At 42.6% G+C, this 23,488-nt stretch carries 33 protein-coding genes; 9 read left to right on the forward strand and 24 right to left on the reverse strand.

The window, feature by feature from the left end; all coding sequences use genetic code 11:
* Nucleotides 1-94: 94 nt before the first annotated feature.
* The 6 genes from HZA10_01350 (at nt 95) to HZA10_01375 (ending at nt 4,727) form a co-directional block, all read left to right on the forward strand.
* A complete protein-coding gene (locus HZA10_01350) occupies nt 95-862 on the forward strand; it encodes a type III pantothenate kinase (GenBank protein ID MBI5194947.1) in 768 nt (255 codons plus the stop codon).
* Nucleotides 846-1,871, forward strand: a complete 1,026-nt coding sequence (locus tag HZA10_01355; GenBank protein MBI5194948.1) for a galactose-1-phosphate uridylyltransferase — start codon at nt 846-848, stop codon at nt 1,869-1,871. The genes HZA10_01350 and HZA10_01355 overlap by 17 nt, the downstream gene beginning before the upstream one ends.
* A gap of 2 nt (nt 1,872-1,873) precedes the next feature.
* Nucleotides 1,874-2,329 (forward strand): universal stress protein, encoded by a 456-nt coding sequence (locus HZA10_01360; protein MBI5194949.1) that lies wholly within the window; start codon nt 1,874-1,876, stop codon nt 2,327-2,329.
* A gap of 47 nt (nt 2,330-2,376) precedes the next feature.
* Complete coding sequence (locus tag HZA10_01365) at nt 2,377-2,865, forward strand: hypothetical protein (GenBank protein MBI5194950.1); 489 nt, start codon at nt 2,377-2,379, stop codon at nt 2,863-2,865.
* A 20-nt stretch (nt 2,866-2,885) separates the two neighbouring features.
* Nucleotides 2,886-3,683 carry an energy transducer TonB gene (locus tag HZA10_01370; GenBank protein ID MBI5194951.1) on the forward strand — a complete coding sequence of 266 codons (798 nt, stop codon included), beginning with the start codon at nt 2,886-2,888 and terminating at the stop codon, nt 3,681-3,683.
* 207 nt (nt 3,684-3,890) lie between these two features.
* On the forward strand, nt 3,891-4,727 hold the full coding sequence (locus tag HZA10_01375; GenBank protein MBI5194952.1) for a glucose-1-phosphate thymidylyltransferase: 837 nt from the start codon (nt 3,891-3,893) through the stop codon (nt 4,725-4,727).
* Here HZA10_01375 and gspN read toward each other — a convergent pair.
* The 11 genes from gspN to HZA10_01430 form a co-directional block, all read right to left on the reverse strand.
* Entirely contained in the window at nt 4,724-5,542 is an 819-nt protein-coding gene (gene gspN, locus HZA10_01380; protein ID MBI5194953.1) for a type II secretion system protein GspN, read from the reverse strand. The two genes, HZA10_01375 and gspN, sit on opposite strands and share 4 nt — an antisense overlap.
* 140 nt (nt 5,543-5,682) lie before the next feature.
* Entirely contained in the window at nt 5,683-6,186 is a 504-nt protein-coding gene (locus tag HZA10_01385) for a hypothetical protein (protein ID MBI5194954.1), read from the reverse strand.
* 5 nt (nt 6,187-6,191) lie between these two features.
* Nucleotides 6,192-7,250 (reverse strand): hypothetical protein, encoded by a 1,059-nt coding sequence (locus tag HZA10_01390; protein MBI5194955.1) that lies wholly within the window; start codon nt 7,248-7,250, stop codon nt 6,192-6,194.
* Nucleotides 7,251-7,310: 60 nt separating this feature from the next.
* The gene (gene gspK, locus HZA10_01395) at nt 7,311-8,270 is read right to left on the reverse strand and encodes a type II secretion system minor pseudopilin GspK (protein ID MBI5194956.1); all 960 of its coding nucleotides are present in this window, start codon (nt 8,268-8,270) and stop codon (nt 7,311-7,313) included.
* Nucleotides 8,267-8,959, reverse strand: coding sequence for a type II secretion system protein (locus tag HZA10_01400; GenBank protein ID MBI5194957.1), 693 nt, complete (start codon nt 8,957-8,959; stop codon nt 8,267-8,269). The genes gspK and HZA10_01400 overlap by 4 nt, the downstream gene beginning before the upstream one ends.
* Before the next feature lie 17 nt (nt 8,960-8,976).
* Nucleotides 8,977-9,414: a prepilin-type N-terminal cleavage/methylation domain-containing protein gene (locus HZA10_01405; protein ID MBI5194958.1), complete on the reverse strand. Its 438-nt coding sequence runs from the start codon at nt 9,412-9,414 to the stop codon at nt 8,977-8,979.
* Nucleotides 9,404-9,919 carry a prepilin-type N-terminal cleavage/methylation domain-containing protein gene (locus HZA10_01410; protein ID MBI5194959.1) on the reverse strand — a complete coding sequence of 172 codons (516 nt, stop codon included), beginning with the start codon at nt 9,917-9,919 and terminating at the stop codon, nt 9,404-9,406. Before HZA10_01410 ends, HZA10_01405 begins: the two co-directional genes overlap by 11 nt.
* Nucleotides 9,920-9,940: 21 nt before the next feature.
* Complete coding sequence (gene gspG, locus HZA10_01415; GenBank protein MBI5194960.1) at nt 9,941-10,408, reverse strand: type II secretion system major pseudopilin GspG; 468 nt, start codon at nt 10,406-10,408, stop codon at nt 9,941-9,943.
* Between the two features lie 22 nt (nt 10,409-10,430).
* Entirely contained in the window at nt 10,431-10,673 is a 243-nt protein-coding gene (locus HZA10_01420; protein ID MBI5194961.1) for a YgiT-type zinc finger protein, read from the reverse strand.
* A complete protein-coding gene (locus HZA10_01425; protein ID MBI5194962.1) occupies nt 10,670-11,005 on the reverse strand; it encodes a DUF4258 domain-containing protein in 336 nt (111 codons plus the stop codon). Before HZA10_01425 ends, HZA10_01420 begins: the two co-directional genes overlap by 4 nt.
* 45 nt (nt 11,006-11,050) lie before the next feature.
* Nucleotides 11,051-11,242: an antitoxin family protein gene (locus HZA10_01430; protein ID MBI5194963.1), complete on the reverse strand. Its 192-nt coding sequence runs from the start codon at nt 11,240-11,242 to the stop codon at nt 11,051-11,053.
* 259 nt (nt 11,243-11,501) lie between these two features.
* Here HZA10_01430 and HZA10_01435 point away from each other — a divergent pair, with 259 nt between their 5' ends.
* The gene (locus tag HZA10_01435) at nt 11,502-11,783 is read left to right on the forward strand and encodes a type II toxin-antitoxin system RelE/ParE family toxin (protein ID MBI5194964.1); all 282 of its coding nucleotides are present in this window, start codon (nt 11,502-11,504) and stop codon (nt 11,781-11,783) included.
* A 9-nt stretch (nt 11,784-11,792) separates the two neighbouring features.
* The gene (locus HZA10_01440) at nt 11,793-12,098 is read left to right on the forward strand and encodes a HigA family addiction module antidote protein (protein MBI5194965.1); all 306 of its coding nucleotides are present in this window, start codon (nt 11,793-11,795) and stop codon (nt 12,096-12,098) included.
* Nucleotides 12,099-12,231: 133 nt separating this feature from the next.
* On the opposite strand, the gene HZA10_01445 is transcribed toward HZA10_01440, so the two are convergent.
* The 7 genes from HZA10_01445 to HZA10_01475 form a co-directional block, all read right to left on the reverse strand.
* Nucleotides 12,232-13,416 carry a type II secretion system F family protein gene (locus HZA10_01445; protein ID MBI5194966.1) on the reverse strand — a complete coding sequence of 395 codons (1,185 nt, stop codon included), beginning with the start codon at nt 13,414-13,416 and terminating at the stop codon, nt 12,232-12,234.
* Between the two features lie 47 nt (nt 13,417-13,463).
* Entirely contained in the window at nt 13,464-14,990 is a 1,527-nt protein-coding gene (gene gspE / locus HZA10_01450) for a type II secretion system ATPase GspE (protein ID MBI5194967.1), read from the reverse strand.
* Nucleotides 14,991-15,014: 24 nt separating this feature from the next.
* A complete protein-coding gene (locus HZA10_01455) occupies nt 15,015-17,174 on the reverse strand; it encodes a hypothetical protein (GenBank protein MBI5194968.1) in 2,160 nt (719 codons plus the stop codon).
* A gap of 2 nt (nt 17,175-17,176) precedes the next feature.
* Nucleotides 17,177-18,067 (reverse strand): hypothetical protein, encoded by an 891-nt coding sequence (locus HZA10_01460; GenBank protein MBI5194969.1) that lies wholly within the window; start codon nt 18,065-18,067, stop codon nt 17,177-17,179.
* A gap of 66 nt (nt 18,068-18,133) precedes the next feature.
* The gene (locus tag HZA10_01465) at nt 18,134-18,532 is read right to left on the reverse strand and encodes a hypothetical protein (protein MBI5194970.1); all 399 of its coding nucleotides are present in this window, start codon (nt 18,530-18,532) and stop codon (nt 18,134-18,136) included.
* Complete coding sequence (locus HZA10_01470) at nt 18,529-18,939, reverse strand: hypothetical protein (GenBank protein MBI5194971.1); 411 nt, start codon at nt 18,937-18,939, stop codon at nt 18,529-18,531. The genes HZA10_01465 and HZA10_01470 overlap by 4 nt, the downstream gene beginning before the upstream one ends.
* The gene (locus HZA10_01475) at nt 18,936-19,316 is read right to left on the reverse strand and encodes a HEPN domain-containing protein (protein MBI5194972.1); all 381 of its coding nucleotides are present in this window, start codon (nt 19,314-19,316) and stop codon (nt 18,936-18,938) included. Before HZA10_01475 ends, HZA10_01470 begins: the two co-directional genes overlap by 4 nt.
* A gap of 136 nt (nt 19,317-19,452) precedes the next feature.
* Between HZA10_01475 and HZA10_01480 the strand changes: the two genes are divergently transcribed.
* Nucleotides 19,453-20,040 (forward strand): zf-TFIIB domain-containing protein, encoded by a 588-nt coding sequence (locus HZA10_01480; protein MBI5194973.1) that lies wholly within the window; start codon nt 19,453-19,455, stop codon nt 20,038-20,040.
* Nucleotides 20,041-20,540: 500 nt separating this feature from the next.
* Here the strand turns inward: HZA10_01480 and HZA10_01485 are convergent, their stop codons facing one another.
* From HZA10_01485 to HZA10_01510, 6 genes are all read right to left on the reverse strand, one after another.
* Complete coding sequence (locus HZA10_01485; protein MBI5194974.1) at nt 20,541-20,696, reverse strand: hypothetical protein; 156 nt, start codon at nt 20,694-20,696, stop codon at nt 20,541-20,543.
* A gap of 12 nt (nt 20,697-20,708) precedes the next feature.
* The gene (locus HZA10_01490) at nt 20,709-21,332 is read right to left on the reverse strand and encodes an MBL fold metallo-hydrolase (protein ID MBI5194975.1); all 624 of its coding nucleotides are present in this window, start codon (nt 21,330-21,332) and stop codon (nt 20,709-20,711) included.
* Nucleotides 21,333-21,452: 120 nt separating this feature from the next.
* Nucleotides 21,453-21,770, reverse strand: a complete 318-nt coding sequence (locus tag HZA10_01495; protein MBI5194976.1) for a nucleotidyltransferase domain-containing protein — start codon at nt 21,768-21,770, stop codon at nt 21,453-21,455.
* Nucleotides 21,771-21,949: 179 nt separating this feature from the next.
* Nucleotides 21,950-22,732: a nucleotidyltransferase domain-containing protein gene (locus tag HZA10_01500; protein MBI5194977.1), complete on the reverse strand. Its 783-nt coding sequence runs from the start codon at nt 22,730-22,732 to the stop codon at nt 21,950-21,952.
* A gap of 122 nt (nt 22,733-22,854) precedes the next feature.
* A complete protein-coding gene (locus tag HZA10_01505) occupies nt 22,855-23,205 on the reverse strand; it encodes a type II toxin-antitoxin system PemK/MazF family toxin (GenBank protein ID MBI5194978.1) in 351 nt (116 codons plus the stop codon).
* Nucleotides 23,198-23,395, reverse strand: a complete 198-nt coding sequence (locus HZA10_01510; GenBank protein MBI5194979.1) for a hypothetical protein — start codon at nt 23,393-23,395, stop codon at nt 23,198-23,200. The genes HZA10_01505 and HZA10_01510 overlap by 8 nt, the downstream gene beginning before the upstream one ends.
* Nucleotides 23,396-23,488: the final 93 nt, after the last annotated feature.

A 23,488-nucleotide genomic window follows, 5' to 3' on the forward strand; every position in this document is an offset into this window, starting at 1 on the left:
ACGGTCTTAAAAGATACAAGTTAAATTTATCATTGCAAAGTTTTCAATGATAAATGATAATTGCTAATTGATAATTTTTACTTGAGCCGTAATCATGCTTTTACTAATTGACATAGGCAACACAAATATCACAATGTGTTTTTACGACAAGAGCGTAAAACATGTCTCAAGGCTTAATACAACCTTTCCTGACGGGCATAGGCGTGAGGCCGGGGAATATACGGTTCTTCTTAAAGGTTATACGGAGCGTAGTCATATAGAAAATCCTGAAGGCGCTGTTATATCCTCTGTTGTGCCTGAGCTAACGCCTGTTTTTGCAGATGCAATTAGTAAAAGTTTTGGGACTAAGCCGATGATTGTAAGTTATAGGCTTAAAACAGGATTGAAATTCAGGATAAAAAACCCTGCAGGGCTCGGGGCAGACAGGATTGCCAATGCAGTGGCTGCGCATAAACTTTACAAAGGTCACTTGCTTGTCGTAGATTTCGGGACAGCAACCACTTTTTGTGTTATAACGTCTGATGGCGAATATCTGGGAGGCGCCATAATGCCGGGGATAAATATTTCTGCTGAGGCGCTTCATGAAAAAACGGCAAAATTGCCCAAGGTTAAACTCAATAAACCTGAAAAAGCAATCGGAGACGATACTCCAGACAACATATCCTCAGGGGTAATCCTCGGTCATGCAGGCGCTGTTGAGAGGCTCATAAAAGAAATTAGAAAAGAATTGGCAAAAAAGGTTACTATAATCGCTACAGGCGGTCTTGCAAGTTTAGTGGCGCCGTATATAAAAGACATAAAGGAGGTAAATCCGTATCTGACATTTGAAGGATTGAGGTTAATCTATGAGCTTAATGCATGAGTTAAGAAAAGACCCGGTTCTTAACAGGTGGATTATTGCAGCAAAGACTCCGCCTGCCACCCTGACAGACTTTGTGATAAAAGAAAGGGAAGAGCCTGACGACCCCCAGGACTGCCCGCTTTGTGCAGGGAGGGAAGGGAGCACGCCTCCTGAAATAACAGCCGTCAGGGGAAAGGGTTCTAAACCAAACAGCCCGGGATGGCTTACGAGGGTTATCCCAAATTTTAAACCCTTGCTTCAGATTGAAGGCGAACTAAATCCTGAAGGCATAGGGATGTACGACAAGATAAACGGCGTAGGCGCAAATGAATTGATTATAGAGACCCCTGAGCATATTATGAACCCTGGAGAAATGGATGTGAGGCAGGTGACAAGGACGCTCCTGATGTATAAAGAAAGGAGTTTAGACCTTGAAAATGATAAAAGATTAAGATACATCCTGATTTCCAAGAGTTACGGCAAGGCTGCAGGCGCTTTATACAGCCATCCACATTCCCAGCTTACCGCATCTCCTATTATCCCACAAAGGATAAAGGGGGAACTGGACAGCGCCAAGGCATATTACAAGATGAAAGAGCGGTGCATATTCTGTGATATTCTCAGGGAGGAAGAAAAGACAGGCGAGAGGATTGTCCTTGAAAGCAGGGATTTCATAGCTTTCTGTCCGTTTGCCTCCGCATTTCCCTTTGAAATTTGGATAGTGCCGAGAAGGCATGAGTGCTCTTTTCAGGAAACCGAGGGCAAAGAAATTGAAGACCTCGGCCTTACAATTTTTACTCTCCTGAATAAATTGGCAAAACTGCTCAATGATCCGCCTTACAACCTGGCCCTTCATAATGCGCCCAACAGGATACCGAGGCGGGAGCACTGGCATACGCTCGGTGATGATTTCCACTGGCATATTGAAATAGTGCCGCGGTTAAGCGCTCCGGCGTTTGAATGGAGTTTAGGTTTTTACTTATTAAACATACCCCCTGAAGCGGGGGCAAAATATTTAAGGGAGGTTTAATGATGAAGGTTGAGAAAATACTTTTTCCGACTGATTTTTCAGAGGGTTCTTTTCATGCCCTGCCGTATGCGGTTGATTTGGCAAAGCATTATAACGCAAAACTTTTTATTATTCATGTCATCTATGATATTGCAAAGGCCACAGACTCTCACATCCCTCATATCTCGGCGGATGAACTTTACAAGGAAATATCCGCATGGGCACAGAAGGAAATGGAATCGTGCTGCATTGAGGGAATCAGGGGGCTTACGGATGTTAAGAAGCAGGTAGTAAGGGGCATTCCCTACGAGGAGATAATTAAATTTGCCGGTGATGAAAAGGTTGATATGATTGTCATGGGGACTTATGGGAAAAAAGGACTTGAGCGATTTATCTTCGGCAGCACAGCGGAAAGGGTGGTGAGACGCGCTCCATGTCCGGTGATGACAGTAAGAGTGCCAAGGCACAGGGAAAAGTAGTCAAAAAAAGAAGACCGTTAAAAGCCTATCTTTCAGAGGATGCATTTATGGATCTGCTTCTGAGCTCTGCGGAGGTGTTTAAGCGGGAGAGCCTCGGCTATCTGTTGGGCTACCGCCTTGAAGACCGCTTCATCATAGAGCATGCCTTTACACTGCAGACGGCAAAAAGAAAACCGAAGGGCGTGATTTTCCAGCACAAAAACCATAAGAAGATAGAGCCGATACTTTTAAAGTTTGAAAAGCTTCAGATAATTGGAGATTTTCATTCGCATACGCAATATGGAGATTCCAAGGGTATTCCAATTCCCAGCCCTCTGGACATAAAAGGGATGGAGGCGGATAATCTTTACATCATTGTTGCCATCAATGACTTAGAACTCAGCAGGCCGTGGAGAGAAAATACCGACGGCAGCATATCAGGAAGCATAGGAGCTTTTTTCTTCAAGATAACTGCATATTATTACCCTGAGGCAAATGCCATCCCGCTCAGGGTACGGATTTATTGCCCATTCCCGCCGGGATTAAATGTCGGCTGAAAGTTACAGAGCAAATTAAATTGAAACTGAATCATTATATAGCCTTATCAATTTTGTCCCATTTCTTACTTTTCACAATTCTGACGACAGCCCTTCCTGTCCAGAGATACCGGAGCAACCGGCATATTTTCAATGTAAATATCGTTAGCCCTGTTGAGATTTTGGCGAAAAACTTAAGCGGCAGGGCGAGTCAAGCATGGAATAACCGTGAGGTGTCAGTTAGCAGGCGTCAGGCAAATAATCCTGTCACGACTCCGCAATTCTCCATTACGCAAAACACTCCGCCAAAGACTATGAATGGTTCAAATAGTTTAAGCAGTTCAAGCAGTTCAAATAGTCCGGATAGTTCAAAGGGGTTGAACGAATTAAACGGCTTGAACAACTCAAACAACTCCACAAATCAGAAAGCTGCGCCATTAAACCCGAGGGCATTTTTATTTGACAGAGAAACAATTGAGAAATTTGCAAAAGAGGCGCCGCAAAAAAAGAATCTTACCTTCAGCGCTCCTGAGTTTCAGCACAGGGGCTACATGAGATTGCTGAAGGAGAAAATAGAAGACATATGGAAGTATCCTCAGACTGCGGCAAGACAGGGGGTTACAGGAGATCTTTATATAAAATTTACAATCAAAAAAGACGGAAAGCTCAGCGAGGTGGAGCTCATAAGGACCTCCGGACACAAAGACCTTGATGAGGCTGCGATAAAGGCGATTAAAGACGCCGAGCCTTACTGGCCTCTGCCTTATGACTGGAACAAGGACGCCCTTGAAGTAACAGGGCATTTTATTTATTTTCACGGCGGGGGATATATCATGTGACAGAGCTTTTGATTTATTTTTTGAAACATTAACAGATAATTTGTTATTATTCATTTAATCAAAAAATTGTTCAATGATATGTATCGGGGTATCGTATTTTGTTCTGTCATTCCCGTGAAAACGGGAATCCAGATGCCAGAGGAAAGAATACGGATTCCGCATTCCCGATGAGTCGGGACGGAATGACAAGATTGATGGAGGAGTTTATTGTTAAAAGCTGAGGATTTTTTTGAATTAAGGGAATTTGTTCACAAAGAGTTATTTAAAGATACTCAATTTGTCTGGGAGGCTTTAAGCAAATTAAAGCCTTACATTAAAAGCACTATCACTCCTAACATTGCACTGTTAAGGAAAAAAGGCATTATGCTGACAAAGACCAGCGTACTCTATAAAAACAAGATTATTGATAAAGGTTTTAAGGTTGAATACAACGACGCAGTAAAAGGCGGATTAAAGGTCTTTCTAAAAGGCAAAGAGCTCAAGGGGGCGTCTGTTTTTTATGCAGGCGCGATCCTTTTTGATGATAATATTTCAGTGGGAGAGGGCGCTGTGGTTGAGCCCGGAGCATTAATTAATGGCCCTGCAATTATAGGCAATAACACTGAAGTCAGGCATGGCGCTTACATAAGGGGCAACTGTCTTGTCGGAGACAGATGCGTCGTGGGGCACACCACTGAGATGAAGAACTCTCTGATGCTGAATGATGCAAAGGCAGGGCATTTCGCATACATTGGAGACAGCATACTCGGCAGCAATGTGAACCTTGGCGCCGGAACAAAGCTTGCAAACCTGAAGCTCTCAGGTTCAGAGATAAAGCTGAAGGCCGGAGAAAAAACCTACAATACAGGCTTAAGAAAATTCGGCGCCATATTAGGGGATGACGTGCAGACAGGATGCAACACCGTGACTAATCCCGGCGCTGTGTTAGGGAAGGGCTGTCTCGTATATCCGAACACCAGCGTTCAGGGGATATATTATCCAGAACGATCCGTGATTGGAGGATCAGACAGGAAACTGAAAAGGAAAAGAAATGCGGCCGGTTAAACGGGTCCTTTTACAGGAATTAAGTAATACCCGGGCGATATCCGATATTGCCTGATAAGCGCTAATTCCAGAGATTCACGCTCATTTGCAAAGTAACCGGCATCAGGCATCAGTTCCAACTCAAGATCCATAATTCCGTTGTTTATACTGCCCTTTGATCTTGCAAATCCTTTTTCTCCTTCAAAGGTCATGGAATCTATCCTGACGGCATTCCCTGTTATGGAAAAAACTCCCTGTATTTTATTAAACCAGCTTAAAGGAAGCGGCACCTTGATTACTGCATCCTGAAGGGCTGCATCAGGGATTTCAAACAAGACGTCAATGGCATTATTTTTCAGAACAGCCTTGCCTGAAATAAACCCTTCTCCCTTAAGTCCGAGGGATGTCAGATAAGGAATGGCATTGATTTCAATATTTGTTAATGCCATCTCCCCGCTTGCAGGCAGCCTGAATGAGCCGTCGATATTTCCCGTGCCGACCGTGCCTTTTATGGAGAAGACAAACTGTTTTTTCAGCAGATAGAAGGGGTTAATCCTGACCGAGATATTTGTGATGCTGAGAGAAGGGGCGCGGCCTGCCTGAAAGTCAATGCGGTCTGCATGAACTGTAAATAAAAATCCCTTTCTCAGCCCTTCTGTGGAAACACTGATTCCATCCTGGCTATTTTGTGCTGATACAGAGCCTTCAAGAGAATCTTTTATCAGACTAACAGGGACTGCGAAATACCAGACAAAGGGGATGCTGATTATAAATGAAATAATAATAATCAGGAAATATATAAGCGCCTTTTTAACTCTCATCATTGCTTTGTTCATGTTTTGCTAATGTCAAATTACAAAGCTCAAATGCCAAGTCAAGCTCAAAGTCCGAATTTTAACATCAGTTATTGGACATTAATTTGACATTTGGATTTTAGAATTTGACATTATCACTGCTGTATTCCACTATTCACTGTTCACTTTTTTATAAGCGTTACCGTAAAACTTAAGATAAACTTATCAGGGTTTTCAAAAGTGGTTTTGATATTTGCAGTTTTGATCTTCAGAGGCAAAACTGAATTTTCTATTTTATAAATGAGGTTTACTATCTTATTCAGGTCGACTCCCTCAATTATTACCTCTGCATCTTCTTCGTTGAATTCTCCTCTATTTTTCATGCCTGCAGGTTTAATGGTCTTTGCCTTAAGCCCAAGGCTGTTAAGGCTCTGCTCAATTGCGGAGACCGCGCCTGCAGCCTTTGTGATGCCCATTTTTCTTTCCTGCAATTTAACCACATCATTAACTTTGCGTACATAATCTTTAAGCGCCGTAATCTGCTCAATCTGTGTCTTCATTACGCTGTTTTTTTTCTTAATTCCCTGCGCAGAAATAAATAATGTGAGTGCAAATATTGCAAATATGGCTACTGCAAACATCATGATTGATAAAGCCCCGTCTGTGAGCGCCAATTTTCTGAACATAGCTTTTATATAACCTTTTCCTTCATTGTTATTACGAAATTAATTTTTTTATCAGGCGACGCCTTTGAATCCATAACCTTTACATCTGAAAACCCAGACAAAAGGGCATTTTTAAAGGAGTCAACATCTTCAAAAGATACTGCCGTGCCTTTTAAAAAAATATTTTTCTCATCCATATTGAATTCATAAATGGAAATGTTTTTCTTGGATTCAGAGACTTGAAGCAGTATATCAAGAACAGGCGCGCCTGCAAGGATTGCCTTTCTCTCCTTCAGCGAATTTAAGTTTCCCCTGAACTGTCTGACGGGGTCAATAATTTCTGTATTCTCAGGGAAACTCTCGCGGTAAAGCGCAGTTACCTCTTTGGAAAGCTGCGCATTTTCCTTCTTTGCAGAAAAAAGTTTTATAACTGTGTCCGAACACAAAATAACAAGCAGGATAAGCGCAAGGGCTGTTGTCATACGCAGGGATTTTCTCAGGCGTCTGACATCACCTGCGTAAGACAGTTCTTCCTGTCTGAGGTCGATTGATGGTTTTTCAAGCTCATCAATGACAGCTTTCAGTCTGACATTTTCGTCATAAGAAGAATTTTTAATAACCATTCCGGCATTCCCCTTTGAAAGTCTGATATCAATGGAGGTAACTGCCGCCGGTTCCATGCTTACAGATGAAAACATGTTGACTATTTCTTTAAGTCTTGTTTTTTCAATGGCAACCGCCAGAACACTGCTGCCGTCCCCTGAAGATTCTGCTTCAAGATGGTCCATGCAGTAATTGTCTGTCTCTCCAAGTAAAAGCCCCTCAAGTTCGTATGGTATGGCATTTTTAATTTTGCCTTTATCAGAGAAGGGGAAACTGAGCTCTCTTACAGACAGGAGTTCTTGGGGAATGCTCAGGAATATGCGCTCAAAACCGCCTTTTGCAAGAGAAATTATGAACGAGGCGGTTAACTGTCCGTTTAACGGCACGGATGCAGAGCTTATATGTGTATAGCGGCTGCCTTTTTGTTCAAGAACATGAAAACTAAGCCTGTCTGCTGTCCAGTCAAAAAATCCTATCTTCATAATTAATATCGTTCAAGCCGTTTAATGTTGTTCAAAAAAGTTCAAACCTTTTGAACTTTTTTATTGCTCCCTCCAGTATTCAATACTGCCGGAAGTGTTAATCACGCTTTCTATATCCCTTATTATCTTATTGACCGAAGCGCTTGCAATAACCATGAAGTCTGAACTTTTTACTGTAATCAAATTCTGTATCTGTATCCCGACGCCTTCCATGCCCGATACCTTTACTATCTGTCCTTTGTTTTCAAATGGCGAGTTTTCCCTGTAATCCAGAATCTTTTTCGCAAGTGCTTCTGTTATGTTCTCATGCAGGGCAGTAAGCACAGGCACTTCAGCCGTATTTATATTTATCAGGCCGCTGCCATAAACCGTTATAAACGGCTTGATCAGTTCAAAAGTCTTATTGTCCATGCCGCTGATTAGCTTAAGCTCGTCTATGCTCCAGAGATATAAGTTCTTTGCGTTATATTCTGAATTTGGAAGCCTCGGTTCGCCGTCAGGGTCAATCCAGTCTGCTATACTGAGAGCAAGGGACGGATTGATATTAAGATATTCAAAGAGTTTTTTCAACGATGCAAGGGCGTTTTCATTTGTCAGCCCATTGGGATAGATGATGCCGTTGATATTGAATTTTGAATTTTCATCAATGATTTTTATTTTCAAAGAGCCTTGTTCTTCATTCCGGAGCTGTTCGGGCATTACTTCATCCGGCATGTCCATGTCACTTATGGAGGTATAGGAGCGTCCGGCGAGATTCTTTATATAATTTACACTTAGGGTCTGGCCTGACTTTGACAGAAGTGATGCCTTCTGTACATTCTGCCAGTTTGACAGTGCAGATGTTTCTATATAGACCTCGTATGCAAACTCCACGACAAGCCCCGTAAGGATTGTAACAATCAAGAGAACGATTACAAGCGCAGAGCCATCCCTCCCCCTTGTCCCTCCCCCTTGACGGGGGAGGGTTAGGGTGGGGGTGAGGTGAACAGTGAACAGTGAACAGTAAACGGTTTTCCTCACATCTTCCTTTTTGTCATCGGCATTGCATATTCGGTCAGCGTCACGTCTTTGCCGTTATCATTAAATGTAATGCTGACCCTGACAATGTCCGGCAGTTTATCTGCTTGTGCCGTATCCCATGTCCTGACCCATTTGTCATTAAAAAACGTCTCAACAGCAAAGCCGGTTATTTCATCAATAATTTCCGCCGGATATCCTTTGACCAGAAGGGCTGCGGGCGATTCTGCCTTTACAAGCCTGAACCTTCTGTCTTTTTCCTCAACAAAATAAGAGACAGCGCTTACTCCTCCGCCCCTGAAATTAAATGCCGTCAGGCGAAGCCTTGATGCCGGCTTTCCAAATATATCCCTGTCCTCAATAATAAAATAAGTTCGGCGTTCAGCGCCTGTCTGCCGATAGGCAAGGTTCTGCGTTTCCTGCTCTGATAAGAATGCCCCTTCAATTTCACGGCGCATAATATCTAATGCAGTCCTTGCCTCATGATACTTGAGGGATACACCGTTGAACCTTTCAAGCGCCTCTTGTACGGTAAAAAATGAACCGTATACCACTCCAAGCATCACAGTCAAAAGCACAAGGCTTATGAGAACTTCAATGAGGGTGAAACCTTTTTTACAAGTGAGAAGTGAGAAGTGAGAAGTGAGAAGTAAAAACCTGCCATTTTCTGTTTTTAACTTTTTTGTTTTCACTTCTTAGTTCCTATTTCTTAGTTCTTATTTGCTTTTTTAAAAACAAACTCGCTTAGCATTACCTCTTTGCCGTATCCCTTTACCATTGTTTTTAATTCAATAATATTATTGTTATTTGTGTCCCTCACTGTATTTTCATAAGAAAAATCTTTATCCGGTGATATGCCTTTTTCATTCTTGGGGTTCATCTCCAATTCTGCCATTTTCTCTTTTGCAAACAAAAATATCCTTGTGGCAAGCGTGTGCTCATACGATAACTGGGCATGATAATTAACCGTATAAATGACTGTCAGAAGAATTGTACCAATTATGGCAAGGGCAATCATGATTTCAAGGAGGGTGAAACCCGCCCTCTCCCGAAGCGTCGGGAAGTGGTGAACAGTGAACAGTGAACAGTGAACAGTTTTTCGGACTCCTGACCCCTTGACCCCTTGACCCCTTTCTCTATAGCGCATACCCCTCAATAACCCTGACCCTGCCGTTTATGTGGTTAAAAATAACCGTATATTCGGCTTTATCTTTTTTAAAGTGAAATATTAACGGCTCTTCCGAGCCTGACGGACCAAACTCTATTGTAACCTTGCCGCTTGAGACTTCACCCAGCGACGGGATAAACACATCTTGTATTTCAACATTCCCTTTCAGGCTTGTTTTTTTCTTTTCATTATTTCCTTCAATTCCCCAGGACTCGTCATTCAGATTGATATTCAGGAGGTAAGTCTGCTTTTTCCCGACTGCCTCGTCATTTACATATCTAAGCGCGCCGGCTATGTGCATCGCCTCAGTTTTTAATGTGCCTCCCATGTCCCTGAAAGAAGGCATTACCAAAGCAAGCATCAGCGAGAGAATAAAAATTACAAGGATTAGCTCAATGAGGGTAAAACCTGATGAAAAAGGTTGAAGGTTGAGGGTTGAAGGTTGAAAGCAGAAAGCAGAAGAATACTTTTTTTCATCCTTCATCCTTCATCCCTCATCCTTAGCTTACAGGTCCCAGTTTGTAATGTCTGCATCGTATTTTTCGCCGCCCGAAGCGCCGTCAGCGCCGTAAGAGATGATATCGTAATCACCCTGAGTACCGGGGGATATGTATACATAAGGATTGCCCCACGAATCTAACGGCAGTTTTTTTTTCTCCAGATAACCGCCCTCTTTATAATTCATGGGTATCTGCCCTGTTTCAGGTTTTGTGATTAAAGCCGTAAGCCCCTGCTCGGTAGAAGGGTAAAAGCCGTTGTCCATCTTAAAAAGCTTCAGCGCAGTTTCAAAGTTTTTTATCTGAATCCTTGCCTCCGCAACCCTTGCGTCATCAGTCCTACCGATAAGCTTAGGCGCTATAATGGCGGCAAGGATGCTAAGAATGAAGATTACTATCATTATCTCAATGAGGGTGAAGCCGTAATGCGTAAAGGATGAACGATAAACAGATTTTTTTGATTTTGAATTTTCCATTTTATTCCACTGCTTTAAAAAGCTATACAATTGCCATATTAGACATTTCAATCACTGGAATACAAAGAGTTTTTTGACCAGATTTCTTTTCCATTACATATTTGTCAATTAGCTTCAAAGTGTCAGGGAGAAAAAATACCTCTCCGCACTGTCTGCAAACTTCTGTCTGGACATTTTCAAAAAGATAAAATTCACTGCCCCACTTGTGCATATGGTTAATCTTACGAACTTCAATGTTACCTTTACAAAAAGGACATGTCTTCATTTTCCCTCCTTTCTTATCTTCCAATTAATCCATAACTCAGGATCGGGTCTGTATACTGTAATTACAACTAAAGTCTCCTCGTGAATAGAACACAGTGCATGTACTGGCTGTCCTTGCCCTGTAAATCCAAACAGCAAAAAAGAATGCCCTCTTGGATCCTTTGGATAATCTTCTATAAGTTCACATTTATCATGCATCAAAACTTCTTCTAAATCGGCAATGCTTATATAGTCTGCATCTCCTTCTATTTCAGCATGCAATGTGAGTCTGTAGTTTCCATTTTTAATAAGCTCTTTAACTCGTAAGATTAGCTCCATATAGGAGTTTAACATAAGTTAAAGAATGTCTGCTATTGGCGGATACCGTCTATCGTGTAGTTATTTCCTGCGGTTATCTTCTGCATATTTAGCAGTTCTTTTGTAAATATTTTCTGTCAGGTCCTTTAATTGCCGGCGCAGTTTATCGTCTAAGTTTATATCAAGCGTAACACGCGCGTGCTCTTTCAGAGAAATCGGCTCTAAAGGCTTAAAAACACCATTTTCGTATACTGCATTAATTGTTTTGGGCATATCAGTCAACCTCTATAAAATATATTTTTACTATAACCATCTACCCACCAAAAAGCAAGTTCTTTGAAGTCATAATAGTGGTTGTGCAATACGGAGACTCGGCTATATACAGGCATTGAGATTGTTGAGCGATGCATGAAGAACAGACCCCAATTTTAATTACGACTGAGTTCTTAATGTTATGCAACTGCTGTCTCAATCGTAAATGCCCAATAATAACGGTTGACATTATTAACGTGATGCGATATTATTAAGATTAATGATAAAAAGTTTCGCGTGCGGGAAGACAGAAAGACTTTTCAATCGTGAATTTTCCCGTAAACTTCCGCAGAGTATTCAGCAAATTGCACGGCGAAAACTTGAAATATTAGACGCATCTGAGGCGCTTCAGGATTTGCGTATACCGCTTTCCAATCACCTTGAAAAACTATCAGGTGACAGGAAAGGTCAAAACAGCATCCGTATTAATATTCGCTGGCGTATCTGTTTTGAATGGCGTGATGGGAATGCTTACAACGTAGAAATCGTTGACTATCATTAGGAGGCATATATGACTAAACACAAATTACAGCCGATTCATCCGGGTGAAATTCTTATGGAAGAATTCCTTAAACCTATGGAAATTAGCCAGTATAAGTTGGCAAAGGACATCAGTGTACCGGCAAGGCGCATCAATGAAATAGTCCACGGCAAACGTTCCATCACTCCGGACACTGCATTGAGGTTATCGCGTTATTTTGGTCTTTCAGACCGGTTCTGGATAAATCTGCAGGCGCGGTATGACCTTGAAATAGAAAAGGACAGATTAGTGAACAGACTCAGCAAAGAAGTGCACGTTTACGCCGCCGCTATTTAGCAGGTTATGCATGTAGTGGCGGGAGCTTCCTCCTGACGGCACAGTAATCTTTATAAGATTCCGTGTAATGCGGAGAGCTGAGCAGATAAAGGCATTGAGATTATTGAGTGATGTTTGAAGACCTGACCCCAATTTACTTTATCAACTGGTTTAATTCAAATATCGGCAGGAGCACTGCCAGCACAATAAAGCCGACAATCAATCCCATGAGCAATATGAGAGACGGCTCCAGCAGGCTCACAAACTTCTGGAGTTTCCTGTCAAACTCAGCCTCATAAGACGCCGCCGCTCTTTTTAAGACCTCAGCCAATTGACCGCTTTGCTCGCCGGTTGAGATTATCTGCAGGAATGTCGGCGGAAAGCCTTCAAGGCTCGTTGAAATCTTTGCCCCCTGTGAGACATGATTGCGCGCGGACATTATCCTCTTTTTCAGATGGGCATTACCCACAGCGCCTGCGCTTAACTGCATTGCCTGAAGTATAGGAAGCCCGCCTGAAAGAAGAAACGACATGGTCAATGCAAAACGCGAAATATAAAGGCTCTGCAGTATTCCAAGCGGAGCCTTAAGCAGTAATGCATCTATTTGCTCACTTTTTGTTCTTCTAAGCCTTTTATAAAAAACTGCCGCTCCTGCCGCTAATAAAGCCATCAGCCACCAGAATTTTTGAAATGCCGCACTGACCATTATTAAAACCTGAGTAATAAAAGGCAGAGCCGCCGAAGTTTCTTCAAATATTTTTGTTATCTTCGGTATGACAAATGTAAAAAGAAACGAGAGCACAAAAAAGCTTACAAATATCATGAATACAGGATATACAAGTGCGTTTCTCAATTTATTTTTTATGGACTCCTGCGCCTCAAAAAAGTCTGCTAATTTCGTAAGCACTTCGGCCAGCCTTCCGCTGTTTTCTCCGGCAGAGACCATGCCTGTATAAAATTCGGGGAAAATTAAAGGATATGCCTGCATGGCCCTTGCAAGCGATGCGCCGGCTGACAGCCTTTCTTTTATGTCTATGAGGATATTTTTCCATTCGCCCCTTTGCTCTGAGGCTGAGGCGCCGATTGCCTCTATCACTGGAACGTCTGCGGACAGCAAAGTGCATAGGTTTCTTGTAATTTCAGGAAGCATGGCAGCAGGATTCTTACGCATCATCCCTGAGCGCCATGATTTTTTAAAAGATTCTGCCCTGATAATCTCTTTTGGGAAAAGTCCGGTTGCCCTTACCTTAAGGGCCGCACTCTTAGGGCTGTCTGCCTCCAGAGTCCCTTTAATCTCTGAACCGTCTTCGTTGTATCCGGTGTATTTAAAAAGCGGCATGGTTTAATTAATGAGTTAAGAGTTATCCCGAAGCGTCGGGATAACTTTTAACTTTCTTTCTGCGTTACCCTCAAGACTTCTTCTAATGTCGTAATCCCGTTTAAAACCTTTCCGATGCCGTCATCACGCAATGTCTTAAAACCCTGCCCGATGGCTGAGTCCCTGATGCCCTGAGCATCTCTCCTTTCCACAATCATTAACCGTATCTCCGGGGTAATTTCCAAAAGTTCAAACAGTCCGGTTCTTCCGAGATAACCCTTGCCGAGACATTTATCACAGCCTCTGCCTCTGTGCAAAAACAGTGAGGAGTGAGGGGTGAGGAGTGAGGAGTTAAGAAAATATTCCTTTTCTGCCTCAGATGGTTCATACGCCTCTTTGCAGTGAGGGCAGATTACCCTTACAAGCCTCTGGGCAAGGACTCCTATCAGAGATGATGCGACAAGAAAAGGCTCTATGCCCATATCAATAAGCCTTGTGAGCGCGCCCGGCGCGTCGTTTGTATGCAGGGTGCTTAAGACAAGATGCCCTGTAAGCGAGGCATGCACTGCAATCTCCGCAGTCTCAACATCCCTTATCTCTCCGACCATCATTATATCAGGGTCCTGTCTTAGAATTGCCCTCAGCCCTGATGCAAATGTAAGCCCGATTTTCGGGTTTACGTGAATCTGCCCTATACCCTTAAGCTGATATTCCACCGGGTCTTCCACTGTAATAATATTTCTTTCTTCAGTATTAAGCCTGAGGAGCGCAGAGTAAAGTGTGGTTGTTTTTCCTGAGCCTGTCGGTCCTGTAACAAGTATTATCCCGCTGGTCCGCGATAAAAAATCCCTGAATGTGCTAAGCGTAGCGCCTTCAAGACCGATCATCTCAAGGCTTAAGACGCCCATCTGCCTGTCAAGCAGTCTGAGCACTGCCCTTTCACCCATTGAGGTCGGCACTATTGAGACCCTTATGTCAATATCCTTTCCTCCGACAAGCAGTCTTATCCTTCCGTCCTGAGGGAGGCGCTTTTCCGCTATGTCAAGCCCTGCAAGGATTTTTATCCTTGATATGAATGCGTCCTGAATAATCTTCGGCGGTGTGAGAACCTTCCGTAAAACCCCGTCAACCCTTAATCTGACATCAAGCCCGTTTTCATAAGGCTCTATGTGTATGTCGCTGGCCCTTTCCTTTACAGCCTCCACCAAAAGCGCATTCAGAAGCCTGATAATCGGCGCCTCTTCTGTAAGCTCCATAAGGTCTTTGGGAGACTCAAACTCTGTGGCAATCATTGACAGGTCTTCGCCCTTGATTTCACCCATTACATCGCTGACACTGCTTGTGCGGCTGTAAATGCGGTTAATGGCATCAAGTATCACGCCTTTGGGAGCCTGAACAGGTCTTGGTTTAAGGTTATGCGTCCTTGCCACATCCATGAGCGCCAATACGCCCTGATTGTCGGCAACTGCGGCAAGCAGTTCCCCGCCCTGACTGCGCAAAGGCAAAAAGACATTGCCTTTTACAAATAAAAGCGGAAGGTCTTTAAGCAGTGCAGGCTCTATGTCCTCATCATTTATGTTGTTTATGGTTTCCATAGCAGGAACTGAAAACCCCTCAGATTATCTTCTGTCCAACCCGCTTAAAAACGGATGCAGGGGGCCTCCGTACATATGGGGCATACTGCTGCTTGATGGTTTTTCAGGCTGGGGTTTGGGGGCGCCTTGAGACGGCATATCACCCTGAATTCTGACCTTGTAGTTAGGCTCTGCATACTGAACCTCGGGCATGGATGAAAACTCATTTATGGCATCTTCTACGCTCTGTCCAGGTATTACTTCCCTCCACTCTACAACACAAGGAGGCAAATCACAAAGGAGAGTAACACTATCTTCAGTTTTTTTGTGGACAATCGTTTGTTCAGGTCTTAGCCTCAGATGATAAACATTTATTCCCTTAATAAATTTTATAATTGTTGCAACCTGTTGGCTAATAATCTCCTTTATTCGCTCCTCTGAGATTCCGTCTTTAAATCTGACCAGAAGTTCGCCTTCAATATACAGTTTTTCTTCCATGGAAAAAGCCTTGTGCTTTTCAGTAGTTATTTTTAAGAGCTGTTCTGATTCCTTGACAATATGCGGCGTAAGGAACACAAGGAGGTTTGTCTTTTTCTTTGATATGGTTTTGTATTTAAAGAGCCAGCCTAAAAGCGGGATATCTCCAAGCAGAGGCGCCTTGGCAACGGTTTCTTCATCTTTTTCCTGTATGAGACCTCCGATGACAACTGTCTGCGCATCTTTGACAACAACTGCTGTTTTTGTTGAGCGCTTGGTGGTAGTGGGTCCCACAGTGGTAATTATGCTTTCCGTTCCTTCCTTGACAGATGATATTTCCTGATACATATTGAGTTTCACATAACCGCCTTCTGTTATCTGGGGCGTAATCTTGAGCGTTATGCCGACATCTTTTCTCTCAATAGAGCTCAGCACTGTGTTGGTAGTGGTTATGTCGCGCTCTCTCTTTGAGATAAACGGGACATTTTCTCCGACAACAATCTCTGCCTCTTCATTGTCAGACGTGAGTATCTGGGGTGTTGAAAGGACATTTATGGCGTCCTTAAAATCGCTCAGGCTGAAAAGCGCTGCAAAACCCGGCACGCTAAGAGTAGACGTAGTGGCAGCGCCGGCAGAACTGATTGTAGTTATAGGCACATTAAGGAAATTCCCCATTCCGCCTGCTGTAAATCCTGTAAGCCCGTTAATCACTGACATGAGAGCGCTTGAGTCCATTTTACCGACACCGCCTATGGCAATAGGCTCACCTTCATGCCTTGCCATTGCCCTCCACCTTGTCCCGAGTTCTTTAAGCCTGTCTATGGACGCCTCAATAATCATTGCCTCAACAAAGACCTGCCGTCTTCTCTTATCAAGGGATTTTATTACCTCAATAATGTTCTGATAGTCGCTTTGAGATGCAACGATAATCAGGGAATTCGTCGCCTTGTCAGCCGTGATGCTGATGCCGCCTATTGCCTCAAAAAGCGCAGAGCCTCCCTTTGATGACTGAGCTGATTTCAGTATGCCTTCCAGTACCTTTGAAAGCTCAGTGGCGTCCGCATTTTCAAGCGGATATACATTTATCTTTACGGATTTTTCCTTCACCTGAGGCTGGTCAATATTCTTAAGGATAGCGAGGATTTTCTCTATGTTAAGGGCAGAATCAACAATAAGGATATAATTGCCGGGTCCGAATGAAGATATATGCCCGTCCCTTGAGACCATGGGCTGGATAAACCTCACAGCATCCTCTGCCTTGATGTATTCAACAGGCAGAAGCCTTGTTATGTAGGCCTCATTGACAGGGGCTTTTTCATCTTTATAAAGCCCCCCTGATTGTTTTGCCGCAGAGACAGGGATAATCTTGTAAGCCTTGGTCCCTGAAGGCACAACGGTAAAGCCCTTCAGCTCAAGTATTGACGTAAAGAGCATAAAGGATTCCTCAACCGTAAGCTTTGTGGGGGCGATGATTGTAACCTTGCCCTTAATCCTCTCATCAAAGATGAAATTTTTGTCTGTAATATCGCTGATGAATTTAATTACCGCGGGTATTTCAACCTCAACAAAATTAAAGGTGATTTTCTGCTGGTCGGTTGTTTTAGTTTCTGCATAAACAGCAGTGAACAGTGAACAGTGAACAGTGAATAAAAAAATGATAACTGAAAAACAAGAAATAAGAAATTTTTTAACTGATAACTGATAACTGATAACTGATAACTGTTTCATTTTCATTTCACCTGATAAGTCATTGTCATCCTGCTGCCGTTTCTTATTACATCAAGGTTGACCCTGTCCATTCCTTTTAAAGCAGACATGGCCTGCATTGCAGCGTCCGGGCTTGATATTTCAAGCCTGTTTACCCTCAGCAAGACATCGCCGTTTCTAAGACCGAGGCTGTCATACATACCGCCTGTCTTTACCTCTGAAAGCGTAAATCCCTCCTGTCTGCCGTCATGCAGGTTCGGCAGGAGCCTTGCATCAGTAAGTATCTGTTCAGGGGTGTTTAACGCCTCCTGAATTCTCTTCTGGTCCAGTATATATTCTTTTTCTCCGACCTTCTGTGCAAATACGCCGGGAGCCTTTGATTCCATCTCGGTTATTCGTATCTCGGTAACGGGTATTTTGTAGGTATTTGCGCCCTGTTTTAATTCAACCCAGCCTTTTTCTATCCTTGACAAGATACCATAATTATAGACATTCTTTCCATAAGCAAAGACCTCCTGTCCCGCAGAGCGGGACTGTGACTTGTCCTCAAATATTGCATAGCTCAGGTTTTTAGGACCTGCAACCGTGCCGACAAGGATTAAACTTGCCGGCGAACCTGCGCCTTTTGCTTCATATCCTGAAGTCAGCGGAATGAGCTTCATGGGACTGCCGAACGGATTTTTCTCAAGAATGCCTGCGTAATTCATAATGTCTTTCGTCCTTAATACAGGAGCCGTTTTAATCTTATCCCCCATGAATGCTGTTTGGGGATTTTTCTTTAAAAAAACACTGATGATGATGTCCCGCGTAAGCCATAAGCCTGAAAAGAATATGGATACGGCAAGAAGGATATTGACAATGCGGAGCGCCTTTTGCCATGGGAAAGCCGATGATTTAAAAGGGAGTTCAAACACAGTTTAGATTAAACCTTTAGTGTTTCCCTGTCAATACGGTATGTTTAGCAAATACGAATATATAATTTATCCCACTACAATCCCGGAAGAACATTGACTAATAACATTCTGTGAAAGCTGTGAACCGCCGATATGAAGGGCATTCGTATCTGTGTAGATATTAATGCCTATGTGACGTAGATCTAAATTAACAATTGCAGAATCCACATTAATCAACAGATCTATTAAAAGATTATCTCTAAATTTAACAAAAACAGAATTTGGGGCTGTTTTTAAAGTAATTTCTCCTTTGTAAACTATATTGTCTATAATTTGTATTTCAGCAGTTGCAGGCGGGCTTGAAATGTTGAATGTAAGACTTATTTTATCACCATCTATCTTATATGAAAAGAGTGGAACCCCGGCGATTGTTATTGCACTATCACAATTTTCAATGGCATTAGTCCCGAGGATAACACGAGTCATGCGGCAACCTTTATGTCGTAAATATTATATTGTGGCGGGCTGGTTATTATGGGTTTCCCTTCAGTACTGCCTGGTGCTGGTAATGAGAATTGAATTTCCCCTTTCATGATGTGAACCCTATGTGTTATCGGGAAGAGGTGTGAATAGTGGGCTGCTGTAGCCTCTGGTGAATGGAATATAAAAATACAACGATGCCCTGTCATTTCCTTAATCTGTTTTCTGATAGGACTCATTTTAGTCAAGAAGTTAATTTGCTCTAAAGCAGGAATAGAAAACACATCAATAGTTGATTCACGCCCATCGAAATCTGCCATAGTAGTTTTTTTATCAGCCCACCGAAGTGGATAACTATAATTAATAGTTTTTTCCATAAGTCGTAATACTTCTGCGCGCACTTCAGGTGTCATTCAATTATCCCCTTGTTATCTAAAAATAATGAGATAAAATCTGAAGCCAGTTTAAATGAATCACCGGCCTCCTCTTTCACGACTTTATCAACATAATAATCTGCTTTAATTCTACGGGAATATAATATTTCAAATTTTGACATTTGGTCTGGTCCGATAAGTTTATATTCATCACATAAAAGTTCAGGGAATAAGTCATGACGCCAATAAATACCGCCTTTTTTTGCCTCATGCAAAGGCTGAATACCTATCTTTGATAAATGATGCCATGCTGCAAGATACGCCGCATAATACGAGCGTGAGACAGAAGAGTCGTAAAACTCCTTCTCTTCCAATAATTGCGCGGCTTTAATGTTGTCGCGGGATTTGTCTTTCATACTGTTCGTTCTATTTTTAATTCGTCTAATTGTTGTTTAATCAATTTATCATATAAAAAATTCTCTGTCAAATATAGGGCTACCTGCCAAAAAAATTTTCTAACTGAATTTCAACAAATGCTTTATAATATTTCTCATGGCTAAAACCAAAAAGTGCGAACACTGCGGCAAGGATATAAATGTCAGTTATAAGGTCTGCCCTCTGTGCGGCGGACATCAGGGCGAAACCACTGCGCCTGCCCCGCCGGTATGTCCCCGGTGCAAAGCGCCCCTAACAACAAGCGTCATCAATGATGAAGAGTACAATGTCTGCCCTTCATGCAGCGGCATGTGGCTTGACAGGGTAAAATTTCACCGCGCCACCACAGAGTATGATGTTTTCAAAAAAACAGATTTTAAGGATGAATATAAAAAAGAACCCCTCAGAGAGTCTGTTGAATATATCCCGTGCGTCAGGTGCGGGAAGCTGATGAACAGAAAAAATTTCAACAGAATCTCCGGCGTGATGATAGATGAATGCGGAAGGCACGGGGTGTGGCTTGACAGCGGAGAGTTTGAGAGGATAAGGCATTTTATCGCCGACGGCGGGCTTCAGCGGTCGCAGGATAAGGAAATTGAGACAAACCGGCTCAAGATTGAAGAGGTCGCAATGGAACAGCAGGACACCGCATTTCTGCTTAAAATCCTGCATTTCTGGAAGTTTAAGAGATGGATATTCAGCTAAAATAAAGTTGAAATGCAAGCAGGCATAGGTGTCTGAAAAAGCTTTAGTGCAACACCGTTGCAAACACAAAGTTAATATATTTTCATATGTTTTTCAGACGGAGATACTTTCTTTGACCACCAAAGAAAGTATCCAAAGAAATGTGGCCCCCAGCTATTTTTTATCTGAAGGGGAACCCTTGAACTACTATGTTATGACCCCTTTCGAAGATTTCAGGTGAGAGAGGGAGGTCGCAGGGTTAAAAATTAATTCATGTTTGAAGACCGAAGGACTGAGTTTGAATTAATTTACCGGAGACTGACTAAACGAACCGCCCGGAAAGCTTCGCAGGGTGCCCTTCTTTGGGTTACGTTTCTTGGGCAAGCAAGAAAGGTAACCCGGGTGTGGGCGGAGCGCCACAATAATCTGATTTATGCTTTTTGATTGATGATAGTTTAACAAAATCTGTAAACACGAATATTAACTAATGCATCTATGCCTGCCTGCATTCAATGGTTTTTCTAAAATTTACTGAAAAGCGGTTTGTGTTTTTTCTTTTTGTGCTTTTTGGAAGCCTTAGGCCTGTGCCTGCACATATTACAGCGTTCGTCACTGCACCACTGGCAGAAATTACAGTCAGGGCAGGGGTGTTTTTTTGCTTTTTTCTTTGACTTCATCAGCAAAAAAAATTACAGCTCTTCTGCAAAGAAGTTTTCCCTTTTTTCCCTTCCGATGGTGGTATCATTACCGTGGCCTGAGAGAACTTTTGTATCCTCGGGCAGTGTCAGCAGTCTCTTAAATGATTCCTTAAGCTCTGCCATGCTTCCGCCGGGAAAATCCGTCCTTCCGACATTGCCTTCAAAAAGCGTATCACCCGTAAATGCAGTTCCATGACCGTAGAGACAGATGCTCCCCTTGCTGTGACCGGGCGTGTGCAACACCTTAAAAGTCAGACCGCCTGCTTTAATCTCGTCGCCCTCGTTTATAAACCCGTCAGGCCGGGGGATGTCGTCAAGATTAAATCCCCAGAATGCCGCCTGGTCCTTTGCCGAATCATATAACTCCATGTCGCCCTTGTGTATGAAAATTTTCGCGCCTGTTGCTTTTTTAATCTCGCCTACTCCGCTTACGTGGTCAAAATGCGAATGTGTGCAGACAATTGCAGTGACCTCCAAGCCCTCATCTTTGATTACATCAATAATCCTGTCCGCCTCATCTCCGGGGTCAATGACAATCGCCTGCTTAGTCTTCTCATCGCCTGCGATATAGCAGTTTTCCTGAAGCGGCCCTACGATTAGTTTTTTAAGAAGCATTATCTGCAAACCTCTTTGGGGATTGTTAAAGTTGATTGTACAAACACAATCAACTTGTCTTAAATAAATAACTTTCTACTTTGCTTATAAACTCCTGCGCTCTGGGCTGTATCTCATCATTCACAGACGTACACCTTCCCGATAAACATTCTTTATAAATATAGATTCACGAATCGGAGTATTTCTTAGGGTATCAAGGCTTATTGCAACCGGCATTATTACTATATCTTCAGAAAAACCCGCTTCCCATGCGCAGTTGCTGATATATTTTTCTATTGCATGATCAAGGCAGTCAACCACAATAAGCACATCAAGGTCTGATTCCTCTGTCGCATCTCCCCGTGCGCGCGAGCCGAATACCCTTACCTCATGCACCTTTACCTTCTGAGATACAAGCTCCTTAAATTTTTCAACAATCTTGCGCTCTTTTTCCTGCATTTCCACTTTTCCTTTATGACCTTATTTTACCTGAAACTCTCTGTAAAATCATACGCCTTCTATTATCTTCCTCTCCACGTTCATTATCCCGTAAAGCTCATAAACAATACCCTCAATCTTTTCATCGGTAACGACAATCTCTCGTTTAAACTTTCCTTTTTCAGCAAATCATAGTTGGTTTAAGCCTCTTTCCACGCCAGCTTCATTACTTTTAATAAAACGTCTTCCAGCATCTTCTGATTAACCGATAAAGGGAGGGTTGAAAGCGGCGCAAGGCTTTCAAATTCCATCTTAAGCTTGTTTGCATACTCTTTAACCCTTTCAAGAGTCCACCTGCCTGTCTTTATTTCAATAAGGGTTTCCCCGTCTTTCTCACGATAAACAACAAGGTTCCCAGTTTTAAGCAAGTCAAGGGCGGTAGCAAGAAGTCTTATGCAATGAGCGGCATTTTTGCAATCATATCCATATTGATTGACGAGAGCTTTTCTTTTGTCACCCATATACCCTTTGTATTCAAAATGAGTCATACGCCTAAGCTGTGAAACCGCATAGCCGCCAAAAGACTGAATAACCTTTTGCGACAAAAACTCTGTACGGTGGGATAATAAATATTCACCGGCGCCGGTTATTTTGAAATAGTCTTCCGGTCTCAGCCACAGAAAGATATGGACATTAGGATTCCCCTTGGAAAGTAAATGCATAAACTTCCGTATATCATAGACAAGAACGTCATACTGCCCAATAAAAGTCTCATAATGTTCCTGAGTCTTCAAGTAACTGCCGAGACCAAGGTAATGTTCTTCAGGCTGTACAACAACCCTAAATATATCAATGTCGTCCACCGAATTCGGCTCTGTGCTTGGAATGTAAGTCCCGTGTCCGTGCGAACCGCGATAGCCTTCAAGTATGCCGTATCTCGTCCATGCCGGGAGATTTGCCTGTTCCAATTCTTCAGGGATCATTTGAGTCACCTGCCTTTCCAAACATTTCAATTATAGAACATGTGCAAATTCTTTAATTGCCTTTTCAATACGGAAGGGAGTTTTTCTTTTTGTGTAGGTCCAGCATGAGAATGCTATAAATTCTAAGGCGCGGCATGTACCTCAATAAGCGTTGCAAGTGAATCCTTTATCTTTGTAAGAATATCCGGCTTTACCCTGCCAAACGTTTTTATGACAATTGACTTGTTAAGAGTATAAATTTTATCAACCCTGATCATGCTTGTAACCTTTAAAGTGCCCTCCTCTAACTCATCGTTTGTCAGCGCAACTGAAAATTCTCGCGGCTCAACATTTGAGGTAAGAGCAACTACAACGATATCTTCATTAGAGTCATTGTAGTTGTCAGAAGAAATAATGACTGCGGGTCGTTTTTTCTGAGAGGTTAAATCTGTAAAGGGTATCGGGATAAGGACAATGTCCCTCTGTCTAAGCATTGTTCCAGATAGCGTCGTCTATTGGATTGTCCCAAAATTTCAAGCTGCTTTCTGCTGCCTGCATCATTTCAGAAAATTCCTTATCTGGAAGTATTATCACTTCAACTTTTGCTCCCTTCGGAAAGGGAAGCTTTGGCAATTCAATCGTGCCGTTTTCATTTACAACAGAATGATATTTAACTGCATTCATTTTGTCCCCCTAATGATTAATTATAACATAAAAGGATAACGAGATTTATTGCTCCTCTATTATCTTCTTCTCCTCTTCCGTTATCCCATAAAG

Source organism: Nitrospirota bacterium, assembly GCA_016212185.1.
Taxonomy (GTDB): Bacteria; Nitrospirota; Thermodesulfovibrionia; order UBA6902; family DSMQ01; genus JACRGX01.

Bases quoted from the DNA above. Each gene is read 5' to 3' on its own strand.
- HZA10_01350 (MBI5194947.1), top strand. From the start codon at position 95: ATGCTTTTACTAATTGACATAGGCAACACAAATATCACAATGTGTTTT.
- HZA10_01355 (MBI5194948.1), top strand. From the start codon at position 846: ATGAGCTTAATGCATGAGTTAAGAAAAGACCCGGTTCTTAACAGGTGG.
- HZA10_01360 (MBI5194949.1), top strand. From the start codon at position 1,874: ATGAAGGTTGAGAAAATACTTTTTCCGACTGATTTTTCAGAGGGTTCT.
- HZA10_01365 (MBI5194950.1), top strand. From the start codon at position 2,377: ATGGATCTGCTTCTGAGCTCTGCGGAGGTGTTTAAGCGGGAGAGCCTC.
- gspN (MBI5194953.1), bottom strand. From the start codon at position 5,542: ATGAACAAAGCAATGATGAGAGTTAAAAAGGCGCTTATATATTTCCTG.
- HZA10_01385 (MBI5194954.1), bottom strand. From the start codon at position 6,186: ATGTTCAGAAAATTGGCGCTCACAGACGGGGCTTTATCAATCATGATG.
- HZA10_01390 (MBI5194955.1), bottom strand. From the start codon at position 7,250: ATGAAGATAGGATTTTTTGACTGGACAGCAGACAGGCTTAGTTTTCAT.
- HZA10_01405 (MBI5194958.1), bottom strand. From the start codon at position 9,414: ATGCGCTATAGAGAAAGGGGTCAAGGGGTCAAGGGGTCAGGAGTCCGA.
- HZA10_01410 (MBI5194959.1), bottom strand. From the start codon at position 9,919: ATGAAGGATGAAAAAAAGTATTCTTCTGCTTTCTGCTTTCAACCTTCA.
- gspG (MBI5194960.1), bottom strand. From the start codon at position 10,408: ATGGAAAATTCAAAATCAAAAAAATCTGTTTATCGTTCATCCTTTACG.
- HZA10_01420 (MBI5194961.1), bottom strand. From the start codon at position 10,673: ATGAAGACATGTCCTTTTTGTAAAGGTAACATTGAAGTTCGTAAGATT.
- HZA10_01425 (MBI5194962.1), bottom strand. From the start codon at position 11,005: ATGTTAAACTCCTATATGGAGCTAATCTTACGAGTTAAAGAGCTTATT.
- HZA10_01430 (MBI5194963.1), bottom strand. From the start codon at position 11,242: ATGCCCAAAACAATTAATGCAGTATACGAAAATGGTGTTTTTAAGCCT.
- HZA10_01435 (MBI5194964.1), top strand. From the start codon at position 11,502: ATGATAAAAAGTTTCGCGTGCGGGAAGACAGAAAGACTTTTCAATCGT.
- HZA10_01440 (MBI5194965.1), top strand. From the start codon at position 11,793: ATGACTAAACACAAATTACAGCCGATTCATCCGGGTGAAATTCTTATG.
- HZA10_01445 (MBI5194966.1), bottom strand. From the start codon at position 13,416: ATGCCGCTTTTTAAATACACCGGATACAACGAAGACGGTTCAGAGATT.
- gspE (MBI5194967.1), bottom strand. From the start codon at position 14,990: ATGGAAACCATAAACAACATAAATGATGAGGACATAGAGCCTGCACTG.
- HZA10_01455 (MBI5194968.1), bottom strand. From the start codon at position 17,174: ATGAAACAGTTATCAGTTATCAGTTATCAGTTATCAGTTAAAAAATTT.
- HZA10_01465 (MBI5194970.1), bottom strand. From the start codon at position 18,532: ATGACTCGTGTTATCCTCGGGACTAATGCCATTGAAAATTGTGATAGT.
- HZA10_01470 (MBI5194971.1), bottom strand. From the start codon at position 18,939: ATGACACCTGAAGTGCGCGCAGAAGTATTACGACTTATGGAAAAAACT.
- HZA10_01475 (MBI5194972.1), bottom strand. From the start codon at position 19,316: ATGAAAGACAAATCCCGCGACAACATTAAAGCCGCGCAATTATTGGAA.
- HZA10_01480 (MBI5194973.1), top strand. From the start codon at position 19,453: ATGGCTAAAACCAAAAAGTGCGAACACTGCGGCAAGGATATAAATGTC.
- HZA10_01485 (MBI5194974.1), bottom strand. From the start codon at position 20,696: ATGAAGTCAAAGAAAAAAGCAAAAAAACACCCCTGCCCTGACTGTAAT.
- HZA10_01490 (MBI5194975.1), bottom strand. From the start codon at position 21,332: ATGCTTCTTAAAAAACTAATCGTAGGGCCGCTTCAGGAAAACTGCTAT.
- HZA10_01495 (MBI5194976.1), bottom strand. From the start codon at position 21,770: ATGCAGGAAAAAGAGCGCAAGATTGTTGAAAAATTTAAGGAGCTTGTA.
- HZA10_01500 (MBI5194977.1), bottom strand. From the start codon at position 22,732: ATGATCCCTGAAGAATTGGAACAGGCAAATCTCCCGGCATGGACGAGA.
- HZA10_01505 (MBI5194978.1), bottom strand. From the start codon at position 23,205: ATGCTTAGACAGAGGGACATTGTCCTTATCCCGATACCCTTTACAGAT.
- HZA10_01510 (MBI5194979.1), bottom strand. From the start codon at position 23,395: ATGAATGCAGTTAAATATCATTCTGTTGTAAATGAAAACGGCACGATT.